The sequence below is a fragment of the Priestia sp. Y58 genome, assembly GCF_029522095.1.
Taxonomy (GTDB): domain Bacteria; phylum Bacillota; class Bacilli; order Bacillales; family Bacillaceae_H; genus Priestia; species Priestia megaterium_E.
Genome location: NZ_JAKWFL010000001.1, coordinates 459,166 through 473,622, shown reverse-complemented (window position 1 = coordinate 473,622; position 14,457 = coordinate 459,166). Strand labels below are relative to the sequence as shown.

General features: G+C 40.8%; 12 protein-coding genes. 11 read left to right on the top strand and 1 reads right to left on the bottom strand.

Annotated elements, in window-relative coordinates:
• Positions 1 to 4: 4 nt before the first annotated feature.
• Positions 5 to 1,717 (bottom strand): Rqc2 family fibronectin-binding protein, encoded by a 1,713-nt coding sequence (locus MMB68_RS02495; RefSeq protein WP_206532530.1) that lies wholly within the window; start codon positions 1,715 to 1,717, stop codon positions 5 to 7.
• 141 nt (positions 1,718 to 1,858) lie between these two features.
• On the opposite strand from MMB68_RS02495, the gene MMB68_RS02490 reads away from it, so the two are divergent.
• The 11 genes from MMB68_RS02490 to rlmN all read left to right on the top strand — a co-directional run bounded on the left by MMB68_RS02490 (position 1,859) and on the right by rlmN (position 14,454).
• Positions 1,859 to 4,537 (top strand): cation-translocating P-type ATPase, encoded by a 2,679-nt coding sequence (locus tag MMB68_RS02490; RefSeq protein WP_221784476.1) that lies wholly within the window; start codon positions 1,859 to 1,861, stop codon positions 4,535 to 4,537.
• A 153-nt stretch (positions 4,538 to 4,690) separates the two neighbouring features.
• Complete coding sequence (locus MMB68_RS02485; RefSeq protein ID WP_221784475.1) at positions 4,691 to 5,566, top strand: YicC/YloC family endoribonuclease; 876 nt, start codon at positions 4,691 to 4,693, stop codon at positions 5,564 to 5,566.
• Positions 5,567 to 5,612: 46 nt separating this feature from the next.
• Positions 5,613 to 5,873, top strand: coding sequence for a DUF370 domain-containing protein (locus MMB68_RS02480; protein WP_013084831.1), 261 nt, complete (start codon positions 5,613 to 5,615; stop codon positions 5,871 to 5,873).
• Positions 5,874 to 5,886: 13 nt separating this feature from the next.
• A complete protein-coding gene (gene gmk / locus MMB68_RS02475; RefSeq protein ID WP_013058927.1) occupies positions 5,887 to 6,501 on the top strand; it encodes a guanylate kinase in 615 nt (204 codons plus the stop codon).
• A 2-nt stretch (positions 6,502 to 6,503) separates the two neighbouring features.
• Positions 6,504 to 6,725, top strand: coding sequence for a DNA-directed RNA polymerase subunit omega (gene rpoZ / locus MMB68_RS02470; protein WP_013058926.1), 222 nt, complete (start codon positions 6,504 to 6,506; stop codon positions 6,723 to 6,725).
• Between the two features lie 180 nt (positions 6,726 to 6,905).
• Entirely contained in the window at positions 6,906 to 8,123 is a 1,218-nt protein-coding gene (gene coaBC, locus MMB68_RS02465; RefSeq protein ID WP_221784474.1) for a bifunctional phosphopantothenoylcysteine decarboxylase/phosphopantothenate--cysteine ligase CoaBC, read from the top strand.
• A complete protein-coding gene (gene priA, locus MMB68_RS02460; protein WP_221784473.1) occupies positions 8,120 to 10,534 on the top strand; it encodes a primosomal protein N' in 2,415 nt (804 codons plus the stop codon). The genes coaBC and priA overlap by 4 nt, the downstream gene beginning before the upstream one ends.
• A 70-nt stretch (positions 10,535 to 10,604) precedes the next feature.
• A complete protein-coding gene (gene def / locus MMB68_RS02455) occupies positions 10,605 to 11,078 on the top strand; it encodes a peptide deformylase (RefSeq protein WP_013084828.1) in 474 nt (157 codons plus the stop codon).
• Positions 11,079 to 11,088: 10 nt separating this feature from the next.
• Positions 11,089 to 12,027 (top strand): methionyl-tRNA formyltransferase, encoded by a 939-nt coding sequence (gene fmt / locus MMB68_RS02450; protein ID WP_221812620.1) that lies wholly within the window; start codon positions 11,089 to 11,091, stop codon positions 12,025 to 12,027.
• A complete protein-coding gene (gene rsmB / locus MMB68_RS02445) occupies positions 12,020 to 13,360 on the top strand; it encodes a 16S rRNA (cytosine(967)-C(5))-methyltransferase RsmB (RefSeq protein ID WP_277548152.1) in 1,341 nt (446 codons plus the stop codon). The genes fmt and rsmB overlap by 8 nt, the downstream gene beginning before the upstream one ends.
• A 2-nt stretch (positions 13,361 to 13,362) precedes the next feature.
• Positions 13,363 to 14,454, top strand: coding sequence for a dual-specificity RNA methyltransferase RlmN (gene rlmN, locus MMB68_RS02440; protein WP_013084826.1), 1,092 nt, complete (start codon positions 13,363 to 13,365; stop codon positions 14,452 to 14,454).
• The last annotated feature ends 3 nt before the right edge of the window (positions 14,455 to 14,457 follow it).

Below are 14,457 nucleotides of genomic sequence, written 5' to 3'. Positions count from 1 at the left end.
TTTATTATGACTGACGCAGTTTCAGTACAAGTTCTTCGCTAGGCGTTACGTATACTGTTTGCTGATTATCGTACGTCACAAAACCAGGTTTAGCACCGCTTGGTTTCTTGACGTGGCGAATTTTTGTATAGTCCACAGGTACTGAACTTGAATTTTTAGCTTTACTAAAGTAAGCAGCAAGGTGAGCCGCTTCTAAAATTGTTTCTTCTGAAGGCTCTTGGCTGCGGATAACAACGTGAGAACCCGGTATATCTTTTGTATGAAACCAAATGTCATCACGAGCAGCAAGGCGATTTGTTAAATACTCATTTTGCTTATTGTTTTTTCCAACTAAAATCGTCGTGCCGTCGCTTGAAACGTATTGTTCAAGTGTAGGCGTGGTGTTTTTTTGTTTTTTTGCTTGTTTTTGCTGACGGTTGCGCAAATATCCTTCTTCCACAAGCTCTTCACGAATCTCTGCAATGTCTTTGTGAGTAGCAGTATCCATTTGCTGAATAAGTGATTCAAAATACTGTACTTCTTCGTTTGCTTTTTCAATTTGTTCGATTACAATCGAAACGGAATTTTTCGCTTTTTGATACTTTGTGAAAAAGCTTTGAGCATTTTGAGACGGTGATTTTTGCGGATCTAATGAAATCGTAAGTGTACCGCTATTTTCATCATAATAATTAATAACATCCACTTTCGCATCTCCTTTTTTGACAAGGTGTAAATTTGCGGTAAGGAGTTCACCGGCTAGCTGATAATCAGATGCTTTTTCTGCATTTTGCAGCGTTTGCTCAAGTTTTTTTATTTTTTTCTCATTTTTCTTTTTTTCGGTAGAAATAAACTGTACTAAATCATGCGCTTGCTGCTTTACACGATCTCGCTCTGCTTTTCCGTAGTAATAGCGGTCAAGAAGCTCGCTGATGGTTGCATACGTTTTTTTCGTACCCTCTAAATGCGTTAATTCCAGTAAATAAAAGTAGTCTTTTTGATTAACGGTTGTCAGAGTCGGTGTAAACTGACCTTCTTTGATCAGCGTCATCGTTTCGACGAATGATTTTGGAAGGGTAGAACGATTCGCTAAGCCAGAGCGAAACACCACTTCATTTGCAATTAAAGGAGAAAGCCCCGAGAAGGTTTGCACTAGCTGAGTCGCTAACTTTCCGCTATTAAAATCAATTTTTTTAACCACGGTTTCCTCGTCGGCTTCAAATGGATGAAGCTTATCTTGGCTAGGAGGCAGTACGTAAGGTGCTCCGGGTAGAAGCGTACGGTGCCTGTTCAAGGCCATTGGAACGTGTTTAATGCTGTCGATAATCGTTTGTTTTTCTTTATCTACAAGCACAACATTACTATGTCTTCCCATGATTTCAATAATAAGCTGCTTGTACGTCACGTCGCCAATTTCATTTCGTCCTTTTGTTTCAATGACTAAAATGCGGTCTAATCCAAGCTGATACACTTGTTCAATAATGCTTCCTTCTAAATGTTTGCGAAGAAGCATACAAAACATAGGAGGCTCAGATGGATTTTCATAGGGCTCATTTGTAAAATGAACGCGTGAATAGTTAGGGTGAGCTGAGATTAAAAGTTTGCGGTTTTCACCTTTAGCGCGTACTTGTAAAATCAACTCGTTTGGAAACGGCTGATATATTTTTGAAATTCGTCCTGAAACCAAGGTCTCAGATAATTCTTGTAAAATGCCATATGTAAAAATACCATCAAATGACATAGTGCTCACATCCTTAAGTAATTGAAAATTGTCCTATAGAAAAGTATAGCATTTTTTAGGACGAGTCTGAATAAGCATACGATATAAGATTGTAACAATCTAATAGGTGCATTTACAAATAAAAGGGTGTGAAAAGATGCAATGAAATGGTATGAATTAGGTGAAAAAGCAATAGTAGAAGTAACAAAAACAGACAGACAGCATGGCCTTACACACAAAGAAGTAAAAGCACGTCAGCAGCAGCAAGGATTTAATGAATTGACTGAAGGTGAGAAAAAACCGGCCATTCTTGTGTTTCTAGAGCAGTTTAAAGATTTTATGGTACTGGTTTTACTAGCTGCCACGCTTATTTCAGGGCTTTTAGGCGAATACATCGATGCGGTTGCTATTATTGCCATTGTAGTAATTAATGGATTTCTAGGTTTTTTTCAAGAAAGAAAAGCCGAGAAGTCTCTTCATGCATTAAAAGAGCTTTCTGCTCCTCAAGTAGCAGCTATGCGTGAAGGGAAATGGGTTAAGTTACCATCTAAAGAGCTGGTAGTAGGAGACGTTGTAAAGTTTTCGAGCGGAGACCGTATCGGGGCTGACCTTCGAATTATGGAAGCCAAAAGTCTAGAAATTGAAGAATCAGCGCTTACGGGAGAGTCTTTGCCTGTTGCCAAGCAAATAAAAGCTTTGCCAGGAGATGAAGTGCCGCTTGGAGATCAGGACAATATGGCGTTTATGGGTACGCTTGTGACGCGAGGAAGCGGAACAGGTATCGTTGTAGGGATTGGAATGAAAACAGCGATGGGACAAATTGCTGATTTGCTTCAAAATGCTGAAGCCATGATTACTCCTCTTCAACGGAAGTTAGAGCAATTAGGTAAAATTTTAATCGTTGTAGCTCTTGCACTTACTGTATTAGTTGTTGGGATTGGTGTGCTGCAAGGGCATGATTTATACAGTATGTTCTTAGCGGGAGTTTCCTTAGCTGTTGCTGCCATACCCGAAGGTCTTCCTGCCATCGTAACCGTGGCGCTATCTCTGGGTGTACAGCGCATGATTAAGCAAAGATCCATTGTTCGCAAACTTCCTGCTGTTGAGACACTAGGATGCGCGTCAGTCATTTGCTCGGACAAAACGGGCACATTAACGCAAAATAAAATGACGGTTACTCACCTCTGGTCAGGAGGAATGACGTGGAGGGTATCAGGGACAGGGTATGAACCTACGGGCGTATTTTCGCGAGAGGAAAGAGAAGTTGATACACGGAGTGAAAAACCACTTCAGCAGCTTTTGGTGTTTGGTCTGCTTTGCAATCAAACGTCCATTTCGAGAAAAGATAAAGAATATGTCATCGACGGTGATCCTACTGAAGCGGCTTTGCTTGTTGCCGCGATGAAAGCAGGGCTGACAAAAGAAAATATTCAAAAGCAGTTTACGATTATTGAAGAGTTTCCATTTGATTCAACGCGTAAAATGATGAGTGTAGTCATTGAAGACGCATCTCATAAACGCTATGTGATAACAAAAGGTGCTCCGGATGTGCTGCTTGTAAACAGCAAAAATATTTTGTGGGAAAGCAGACAACAAACGCTGTCGGTAACAGTTCATAATGAAGTAAAAGGAGCGATTGATCAGTTAGCTAGCCAAGCGCTTCGAACAATTGCTATTGCTTATCGGCCGTTAGGAGACCATGAGAGCGTTCATACAGAGAACGAAGCGGAAAAAGACCTGACTTTCCTCGGGCTTCAAGGAATGATTGATCCGCCAAGACCAGAAGTCAATCAAGCGGTCAAAGAATGCCGAGACGCAGGAATTAAAACCGTTATGATTACAGGTGATCACGTCATTACAGCACAGGCGATTGCAAAACAGCTAGGCATTCTACCGAAAAACGGTCAAGTCTTGGAAGGAACGGATTTATCCAAAATGACGCAGGAAGAGCTAGAAGAAGTAGTGGATGATGTTTACGTATATGCCAGGGTATCACCTGAGCATAAGCTTAAAATTGTTAAGGCTCTTCAAGCAAAAGATCACATTGTAGCCATGACGGGCGACGGCGTAAATGATGCACCGGCTATTAAAGCAGCAGACATAGGCATCGCGATGGGCATCACGGGGACAGACGTAGCAAAAGAAGCGTCTTCACTCGTTTTGCTTGATGATAATTTTGCTACTATTAAATCAGCGATCAAAGAAGGACGAAACATCTATGAAAATATTCGAAAGTTTATCCGTTACTTGCTTGCATCAAATGTAGGAGAAATCTTAGTTATGCTCTTTGCGATGATTTTAGCACTTCCGCTACCGCTAGTACCCATTCAAATACTATGGGTAAACTTAGTAACAGACGGTTTGCCTGCGATGGCTCTTGGCTTAGACCAGCCAGAGGACAACGTGATGAAGCGCCATCCAAGGCATCCGCGTGAAGGTATCTTTGCAAGAGGATTAGGGTGGAAAGTAGTCAGCCGCGGATTTTTAATTGGAGCTGCTACACTTGCTGCATTCATGATTGTTTACGACAATGACCCAGATCGGCTGCAGTATGCACAGACGATTGCATTTGCCACACTTGTCATGGCACAGCTTATTCACGTATTTGACTGCCGGAGTGAAAAATCAATCTTTGATCGCAATCCATTTCAGAACTTATATCTTGTAGGAGCCGTTATTTCATCTATTATCCTTATGCTGGTGGCCATCTACTATCCGCCCCTGCAGCCTATTTTCCATACAATGGCTATTGCACCGCGGGAATGGCTCGTTATTCTAGGACTTGCAAGCCTTCCAACTTTTTTACTTGCCGGTTCACTTTTAACAAGAAAACCTTCATAAATTGTGCTATACTTTAATACAGGCTGTCCTAAATGAGAAAACTCATGAAGGCAGCCTTTACAGGTTGAATAAAGAAGAGAGATTTCTTTTTTTTGCTAACACTTTCTTTTATGATACTTTTTATGTAAGATGTACATAGTGGATGTGATGATAATGATAAAAAGTATGACGGGTTTTGGCCGCGGAAAAGCGGAAGTGGAAAATCGATCAGTAACAGTGGAAATGAAGTCTGTTAATCATCGTTTTTGTGAAATTGTTATTCGTATGCCAAGACAATTAATTGAAATTGAAGATAAAATAAAAAAAATCGTTCAAACATACATAAAACGTGGTAGAGTAGAAGTATTTGTTACTATTTCAGGTGAAGAAATGGCAAAAAAGAAACTGCAGACGGATTGGCAGCTGCTTGAGGAATACATGAATGCGTTGCAGCAAGTACAAGAAAAGCATGGGCTGTCACAATCTGTTCAAATTCAAGACATTTTACACATGCCTGAAGTGATGACAACTTATGAAGAAGAAGCTGATCAGACGAGTATTCATGGTGCAATCTTTGAAGCCGTTGACGCTGCTGTGCATCAGTTAGTGGATATGCGGAAACGAGAGGGATCACAGCTGTATCACGATTTGATGGGGTACTTACAGGATATTCAAGACATTCGCGAAAAAATTACACAGCTTGCTCCTGAAGTTGCTGAACAATATCGCGAGCGTATTAAAAGAAAGCTGAGCGATTATTTAGAAGGTACTTTCGATGAGCAGCGAGTGCTGACTGAAGTAGCTATTTTTGCTGAAAAAGCAGATATTAGCGAAGAACTTACGCGAATTCAAAGTCATGTTTCACAATTTATTCAAGCATTAAATACACCTGATTCAGTAGGACGCAAGCTGGATTTTCTTGTTCAAGAGCTGAATCGTGAAATGAATACAATCGGTGCGAAGGCAAATAATGGTACTATTGCTCAGTATGTTATTAGTATGAAAGCACAATTAGAACGCATAAAAGAGCAGGTTCAAAATATTGAATAGCCTTCGTGTAAGATAAAGATTATATTGTTATAGCAGGAGGCTTCTTATGAGCGGTAAATTAGTGAACGTTGGATTTGGAAATTTTATTTCTTCTAATCGTATAATCTCTGTCGTTCATCCTGAATCAGCTCCAATCAAACGCATTATTCAAGATGCAAAAGATCGAGGCTCTTTAATAGATGCAACGCAAGGACGTAAAACACGATCTGTTATTGTTATGGATAGCGATCATGTTATTTTAGCTCCTGTACAGCCAGAAACTGTGTCACAGCGACTTATAAACAAAGAAGAATTATTAGAAGGGTAGGTCACTTGAACCGATGATTGAAAGAGGTTTATTAATTGTTCTTTCCGGACCATCAGGTGTTGGAAAAGGAACGGTACGAAAAGCATTGTTTGAGCAAGAAGACATTAAATTGCAGTATTCTATCTCTGCAACAACAAGAAAGCCCCGCGAAGGTGAAGTAGACGGTGTTGACTATTTCTTCAAACCACGCGAAGAGTTTGAGCGCATGATTGAAAACAAGAAATTATTAGAGTGGGCTGAATACGTAGGTAACTACTACGGTACCCCGGTTGATTATGTAGAACAAACGTTATCTGAAGGCAAAGACGTATTTCTAGAAATTGAAGTGCAAGGTGCTCTTCAAGTGAAAGAAGCGTTTCCAGAAGGTTTGTTCATCTTCTTGGCACCGCCGAGTTTGTCAGAGCTTAAAAGTCGTATCGTAAACCGCGGTACTGAAACAGAAGATTTAATCAATAACCGTATGCGCGTGGCAAAAGAAGAAATTGAACTTATGGACGCCTACGATTATGTTGTAGAAAATGACAAAGTAGAAAATGCTTGTGCTCGCATCCGTGCTATCGTAACGGCTGAACACTGCCGTCGTGATCGTATTTCTGCGCGCTATAAAAGAATGCTGGAGGTAGAATAAACATGCTTTATCCATCAATTGATTCCCTAATGGAAAAATTAGATTCTAAGTACACGCTTGTGACAGTAGCTGCAAAACGTGCACGTCAATTACAGCTTCACAATGATACACCGATTGAAAAGCCGGTTTCTTATAAATTTGTAGGCTGTGCTTTAGAAGAAATTAATGCTGAACAATTAAGCTATAAGCAAGGTGTAGCAGAAGAAGATTCTAAACATCAGTAAGTGAAAAAATAACAACCTACTTTATAGGTTGTTATTTTTTTGATGCTTTTGTTTGTATTCAAGCAGGATAGTGAATGTCTCATTACAAAAATGGTATAATAATTAAATTGAAAAGCTTTAGATAGTTACCCGAGTAAACAAGCGGATGCTGGTTGAGCGGGATAAATAGATGGGGGCATAATGATGAAGGGAAAACGAATTTTATTATGTGTTAGCGGCGGGATCGCCGTATATAAAGCCGCAGCTTTAACAAGTAAATTAGTACAAGCGGGAGCGGAAGTTAAAGTAATGATGACTGCTTCGGCATGCGAGTTCGTAACGCCGCTTACGTTTCAAGCTCTGTCTCGAAACCCAGTTTATACAGATACGTTTGATGAAAAAGATCCATCTGTGATTGCACATATTGATTTAGCAGATTGGCCTGATTTAATTTTAGTAGCTCCTGCTACGGCAAATATGATAGGGAAAATAGCAAATGGTCTTGCAGATGATATGATTTCCACAACGCTGCTGGCTGCTACTGCACCTGTGTGGATTGCACCTGCAATGAATGTTCATATGTATGATCATCCAGCTGTTAAAAAAAATATGAGCACTCTTTCATCATTTGGTTACTCTTTTGTAGAACCTGGAGAAGGGTATTTGGCATGCGGTTATGTAGGAAAAGGCCGTCTTGAAGAGCCAGAAACAATTGTTTCACTAATCGGATCTTATTTCTCACAAGCATCAGATACACAAAAGATCCTTGAAGGTGTGAATGTATTGGTTACAGCAGGACCTACGGTAGAACGCATTGATCCCGTCCGATTTTTCACCAATCGTTCTACCGGGAAAATGGGCTATGCCCTTGCAGAACAAGCTGCTAAGTTAGGCGCATCGGTAACACTTGTAACGGGACCGACGAATTTAGAGTATCCAAAAGGAGTGCAGGTTGTTCAAATTGAAAGTGCGCAGCAGATGCTTGAAGCTGTTATGCAGCGCTATCATGAAGCAGATGTTGTTATCAAATCAGCCGCAGTGGCAGATTACCGGCCAAAGCATGTGTTTGATCAAAAGATGAAAAAGCAGCCTGGTGCAGCAGTATTAGAGCTAGAGAGAACAACAGATATTTTACGCACGCTTGGAGAGCAAAAAGAACACCAACTTTTAGTCGGCTTTGCAGCAGAAACAGAACAAGTGGATGAATATGCACAAAAGAAACTTTCATCTAAAAACTTGGATATGATTGTAGCCAATAACGTAACGACAGAGGGAGCAGGTTTTGGGACGGACACAAATATTGTAACGCTCTATAAGCGAAGCGGAGAGTCTAGGAAACTTCCCATTCTTTCAAAACACGATGTAGCTACCGAGGTGTTAAAAGAAGTGAAGGAAATGTTAGAAGGGCTGAAAAAATGAGTGTAGCTAGTGTAATTGTGGACGTGGCTGCTAAGCAAACAGATCGAGCTTTTGACTACGCTGTTCCTGACAAATGGAAAGGAATTATTGTTCCGGGTATGCGGGTTGTCGTTCCGTTTGGTCCTAGAAAAGTTCAAGGGTTTGTGGTGGCTCTTAAAGAAGAGGCCGAAGTTAAGCGTGTTAAACCAATCGCTGACCTGCTTGATTTAACGCCGGTTCTGACTCCCGAACTGTTAGAGATTGGGCACTGGCTAACCGAAAAAACGCTTTGTTTTATGATATCGGCTTTTCAAGTCATGCTGCCTGCGGCGATGAAAGCAAAATATGATAAAGAACTGTCACTCCTTTCAAAAGAGGCATACGAACAGCTTCATGAGCAAGTAAAGCCGTTTTTTCAGTCAAGATCCTCGCTGAAGTGGAGTGAAGTAGAAAAAACAGCCGCTGCTTCTGTTTTTTACCGGGATATTCAAAAAGGTTTAATTGAAGTCGTCTACGTCGTGAAAAACAAAGGAAACAAAAAAACGGCAAAAGGCGTAAAACTGAATCAAAGCCTTGAAGAAATTCAGCAGTTTATGAGCGAGTTAAATAAGCAGGCAGAAAAGCAAAAACAAGTGCTGTCTTTTATGCTCGAGCGAAGTGAAGAAGTAGCCATAAAAGAAATAGCCGAAGATTTGCAGATTACCTCCGCTCCTATAAAAACGCTGATTAATAAAGGACTCTTAGCGGAAACAGAAATTGAAATATACCGTGATCCTTATCAAGATCGATACTTTACACCATCAAAGCCATTTCAATTGACCGATGAACAAGCTGAGGCAATTACACCGATTCTGCGGGACATCGAAGAAAATCTTCACGATGTGTTTTTAATGTACGGAGTAACCGGAAGCGGAAAAACAGAAGTGTATCTTCAATCAATTGATCAAGTGCTGAAAAAAAGAAAAGAAGCGATTATGCTTGTTCCGGAGATTTCACTTACCCCTCAGATGGTCAAGCGGTTTAAAGAGCGGTTCGGCTCAAAAGTTGCTGTGCTTCATAGCGGCTTGTCTACTGGAGAGAAATACGATGAATGGCGAAAAATTCAGCGAAAAGAAGTATCCGTTGTAGTAGGGGCCCGCTCTGCTGTATTTGCTCCATTTGAAAATTTGGGCCTTCTTATTATCGATGAAGAACATGAGACGAGTTATAAACAAGAAGAAAACCCCCGTTATCATGCCAGAGATGTAGCTATTTACCGAGGGCAGCATCATCAGTGTCCAGTCATTTTAGGAAGTGCAACACCAACGCTTGAGTCCTTTGCAAGAGCGCAAAAAGGTGTGTATAAGCTGCTGACGTTAAAGCAAAGAATGAATAAGTCATCAATGCCGTCGGTGGATATCGTTGATATGAGAGAAGAGCTTCGCAGCGGCAATCGCTCTATGTTTTCAACTCTGCTGTTTGAAAAGATGAAAGACCGTTTGGAAAAAGGGGAGCAAATCGTTTTATTTTTAAATAAAAGAGGTCATTCTTCTTTTGTTATGTGCAGAGACTGCGGTTACGTTCCGACATGTGAGCACTGTGAAATTTCACTAACGTATCACCGCTATCAAAATAAATTAAAATGCCATTATTGCGGACATGAAGAACAAGTGCACACTGAGTGCCCAGAATGCCACAGCGAACATATCCGCTTTTTTGGATCTGGTACACAAAAAGTGGAAGAAGAATTAACAAAAGTGCTGCCTGAGGCTAGAGTCGTTCGAATGGATGTTGATACGACAAGCAGAAAAGGCGCGCATGAAAAGCTCCTGAACAAGTTTGCAAGTGGAGAAGCGCAAATTTTACTAGGGACCCAGATGATTGCGAAGGGACTGGACTTTCCAAACGTCACGCTTGTAGGCGTTCTAACAGCAGATACAATGCTGAATTTACCTGACTTTCGTGCATCTGAAAAAACGTTTCAGCTTTTAACACAAGTAAGCGGAAGAGCAGGACGCCACAAACTTCCAGGGGAAGTAGTGATTCAAACGTACACGCCTGAACACTACAGCATTCAACTTGCGAGCCAGCATGATTATGATGCGTTTTATAAGCAGGAGATGGAAATTCGTAAAATGCATAAATATCCGCCGTTCTTTTACTTGGCGCTTGTCACCGTATCTCATGAAAATATTGCAAAAGTGGTGTCTGTTACAGACAAAATTTCGCAGTATCTGCGTCAGAAACTTTCGCCGCAAACAACGATCTTAGGGCCAGTCGCATCTCCGATTGCTAAGATAAAAGATAGATATCGCTATCAATGCATGTTAAAATACAAGCTGGAACCAAGCCTGATTCCGCTGTTGAAATATATATTAGAACGTTATCAAGCGGAAATGCAGAAGGAGAATTTAACGATCACTATTGATTTGAATCCATACTCGATGATGTAACTAGTCGTCTTGATTGCGTTAAAGAAGAAGGTTTTTGGATATAAATAGAAAGAATAAAGGAGGTGCCTATTTGGCTAAGCTTAAGCTTGTTTACCATCCTAATGAAGTACTTGAACAAGAGTGTGAAGTCGTTAAAAACTTTGATAATAAATTAGCGAAATTACTAAACGGCATGTATGATTTAATGCTTGAAGCAGACGGTGTGGGTCTAGCTGCTCCTCAAGTAGGAGTTCTGCAGCAAGTGGCAGTGGTAGACGTGGATGACCGACACGGTAAAATTGAGTTAATTAATCCGGTAATTATTGAGCAACGAGGCGAACAAATCGGTCCAGAAGGCTGCCTAAGTTTTCCGGGCCTTTTTGGTGACGTGGCTCGAGCTGATTATGTGAAAGTACGTGCGCAAAATCGTAAAGGAAAACCTTATTTTATAGAAGCAAAAGGTTTTTTAGCACGAGCAATTCAACATGAAATTGATCATTTACACGGTGTATTGTTCACGGAAAAAGTAACAAAGTATTACGAAGAGGATGAACTAGAAGGGTAGGTTTTACACGATGAAAGTCGTATTTATGGGAACACCGGATTTTTCAGTGCCGGTTTTACAAACATTACTTAAAGATGGATATGAAGTGGTCGCAGTGGTTACACAGCCGGACCGACCAAAAGGACGCAAGCGCGTATTAACACCTCCTCCAGTAAAAGTTGAGGCGTTAAAGCATGAAATACCTGTACTGCAGCCAGAAAAGATTCGTTTAGAAGAAGAATATCAGAAAGTATTAGCGTATGAGCCTGACCTAATTGTAACAGCGGCTTTTGGTCAAATTTTACCAACCCCTATTTTAGAAGCGCCTAAATACGGCTGTATTAACGTGCATGCTTCTCTGTTACCTGAACTGCGCGGAGGCGCGCCGATTCATTATTCAATTCTACAAGGTAAGCCGAAAACTGGTGTTACAATTATGTATATGGTAGAAAAATTAGATGCAGGTGATATCTTAACACAGGTAGAAGTTCCGATTGAAGAACGTGATCACGTTGGCACGCTTCATGATAAACTCAGCGCTGCTGGTGCAAAACTGCTTTCAGAAACCATTCCTTCTCTTGTAAAAGGTGAAATTACGCCGGTTCAACAAAACGATGACGAAGCGACATTTGCTTCAAACATTAAGCGGGAACAAGAGAAAATTGATTGGGCTCGTACAGGAGAAGAAATTTATAATCATATCCGCGGACTTCACCCTTGGCCGGTTGCTTATACAACAGCAGACGGTCAGGTCATGAAAATTTGGTGGGGTGAGAAAGTATCTGCATCAGGCAAACCAGGTACCGTTTTATCACTTGAAGAGGATGGATTTATAGTAGCAACTGGAAATGAAACAGCTATTAAAGTGACGGAACTTCAGCCGGCTGGAAAAAAACGTATGGATGCAGCGCAGTATTTACGAGGTACATCCGTTGAAGTCGGAACAGTATTAGGGGATGTCAATGAGTAAGTACAACGTTCGAGACATAGCTTTAGATATTTTACTAGCTATTGAAAAAAATCAGGCATTCAGCAATCTATTGTTAAATAACAGTATACAAAAACGCGGCATTCAAGGAAAAGATGCAGGGTTGTTAACGGAAATTGTGTATGGAACGATTCAAAGACGTGATACGTTAGATTATGGGTTAGCGCCTTTCTTGAAAAATCCAAAAAAACTACAGCCTTGGGTGCGAGTGCTGCTTCGTTTATCTCTTTACCAAATGGTATATCTAGACCGAGTGCCTGACCGGGCAATCCTTCATGAAGCAGTAGAAATTGCTAAAAAACGCGGCCACAAAGGAATTGCCTCAATGGTAAACGGCGTTTTACGAAATATTCAGCGCAGTGGCACGCCTTCTTTAGAAGAAATACAAAATCCTGTGGAGCGGTTGGCGATTGAAACGAGTCATCCATTGTGGCTTGTAAAACGCTGGGTGGAACAATATGGATTGGACAAAACACGCGGAATCTGTTTAGCTAATTTAATGGCCCCTAAACAAACAATCCGAGTAAACAGTGCACGCTTTACGCAAAATGAAGTAAAAGAAGCGCTTGAAAAAGAAGGTATTGTTGTAGAACCAGGCCATTTTGTAGAAGAAGCGCTAGAAGTTCAAAAAGGAAATGCAGCTCATACACAAGCATTTCGTGAAGGAATGTTTACCGTTCAAGATGAAAGCTCTATGTTAGTGGCTCATGCGCTCGGTGCGGAGGCAGAAGAGCTAATTTTAGATAGCTGTGCTGCACCGGGAGGAAAATCAACTCATATTGCAGAGCAGCTTAAAAACAGTGGTAAAGTTATTTCCTTGGACATTCATGACCATAAAGTAAAGCTGATTGCCCAGCAGGCAGAGCGTCTGCATCTTACCAATATTGAGCCGACGGTTCAAGACAGCCGCAAAGCAGGCGAACAGTTTGATAAAGAAATGTTTGACCGCATCTTAGTAGATGCTCCGTGCTCAGGTTTTGGTGTAATGAGACGTAAACCTGATTTGAAATATACAAAAACTGAGCAAGATGTAAAGCAGCTGGCGCGTATTCAACAAGATATTTTAAATGCGGTTGCGCCTTTATTAAAAAAAGGTGGGACCCTTGTATATAGTACATGTACAATTGACCGGGATGAAAATGGGGATGTTGTAGCAGCATTTTTAGCAGATCATGCTGATTTTCAAAAAGATGAAACACTTGCTGCACGCATGCCGCAAAAGCTTAAAAAAAACGTAAAACATGGTGAAATTCAATTGCTGCCAGATGCACAAAGCGATGGATTTTATATTGCATGTTTACAGAAGAAGGTGTAAAAATGGAAGAAGTAGCTAAAAGAAAAGCAAAAGCAGAAGAAAAAGCGCAAAAACCATCTATTTATTCATTAGAAATGCACGACCTAGAAAATTGGTTAGTGGAACACGGGGATAAGAAGTTCCGTGCTAAACAAATTTTTGACTGGTTATATGTTAAACGCGTAACGGACTTTGACGATATGTCAAACTTATCTAAAGGATTACGTGAACAGTTAAAAGACAAATTTGCATTAACGACATTAAAAACAGTTGTTCAGCAAACGTCTGGGGACGGCACGATGAAGTTTTTATTCGAACTCCATGACGGTTATACAATTGAAACGGTGCTTATGCGTCATGAATACGGAAATTCTGTCTGTGTCACAACTCAAGTTGGCTGTCGCATCGGCTGTACATTCTGTGCGTCTACTCTTGGAGGTTTAAAGCGTAACTTAGAAGCTGGAGAAATCGTAGCACAAGTAGTAAAAGTACAAAAAGCGCTAGATGAACAAGGAGAACGCGTGAGCTCTGTCGTAATTATGGGTATTGGGGAGCCATTTGATAACTATGATGAAATGATGCGCTTCTTAAAAACAATTAATAGTGATGATGGATTAAATATTGGTGCACGTCATATCACAGTATCGACAAGTGGGATCATTCCGAAAATCTATAAGTTTGCTGATGAAAAAATGCAAATCAATTTTGCGATTTCACTTCACGCTCCAAACAATGACATCCGCTCACGCTTAATGCCGATTAACCGTGCGTACAAACTTCCTGATTTGATGGAAGCCATTAAATATTATACGGATAAAACGGGAAGACGTATTAGCTTTGAGTATGGTCTATTCGGAGGCGTAAACGATCAAGTAGAGCATGCTGAGGAATTAGCGGATTTGATTAAAGACGTTAAATGTCACGTGAACTTGATTCCGGTAAACTATGTGCCTGAGCGTGATTATGTTCGTACACCGCGTGAACAGATTTTTGCATTTGAACGTACGCTTAAAAAGCGTGGCGTTAACGTGACTATCCGACGTGAGCAAGGTCATGACATCGATGCAGCTTGTGGCCAATTACGTGCGAAGGAGCGTAAAGAAGAGACGAGGTGATTG

Excerpts from the sequence above, each read along its gene's own strand:
- MMB68_RS02495 (WP_206532530.1), bottom strand. The coding sequence starts at position 1,717 with ATGTCATTTGATGGTATTTTTACATATGGCATTTTACAAGAATTATCT.
- MMB68_RS02490 (WP_221784476.1), top strand. The coding sequence starts at position 1,859 with ATGAAATGGTATGAATTAGGTGAAAAAGCAATAGTAGAAGTAACAAAA.
- MMB68_RS02485 (WP_221784475.1), top strand. The coding sequence starts at position 4,691 with ATGATAAAAAGTATGACGGGTTTTGGCCGCGGAAAAGCGGAAGTGGAA.
- MMB68_RS02480 (WP_013084831.1), top strand. The coding sequence starts at position 5,613 with ATGAGCGGTAAATTAGTGAACGTTGGATTTGGAAATTTTATTTCTTCT.
- gmk (WP_013058927.1), top strand. The coding sequence starts at position 5,887 with ATGATTGAAAGAGGTTTATTAATTGTTCTTTCCGGACCATCAGGTGTT.
- rpoZ (WP_013058926.1), top strand. The coding sequence starts at position 6,504 with ATGCTTTATCCATCAATTGATTCCCTAATGGAAAAATTAGATTCTAAG.
- coaBC (WP_221784474.1), top strand. The coding sequence starts at position 6,906 with ATGATGAAGGGAAAACGAATTTTATTATGTGTTAGCGGCGGGATCGCC.
- priA (WP_221784473.1), top strand. The coding sequence starts at position 8,120 with ATGAGTGTAGCTAGTGTAATTGTGGACGTGGCTGCTAAGCAAACAGAT.
- fmt (WP_221812620.1), top strand. The coding sequence starts at position 11,089 with ATGAAAGTCGTATTTATGGGAACACCGGATTTTTCAGTGCCGGTTTTA.
- rsmB (WP_277548152.1), top strand. The coding sequence starts at position 12,020 with ATGAGTAAGTACAACGTTCGAGACATAGCTTTAGATATTTTACTAGCT.
- rlmN (WP_013084826.1), top strand. The coding sequence starts at position 13,363 with ATGGAAGAAGTAGCTAAAAGAAAAGCAAAAGCAGAAGAAAAAGCGCAA.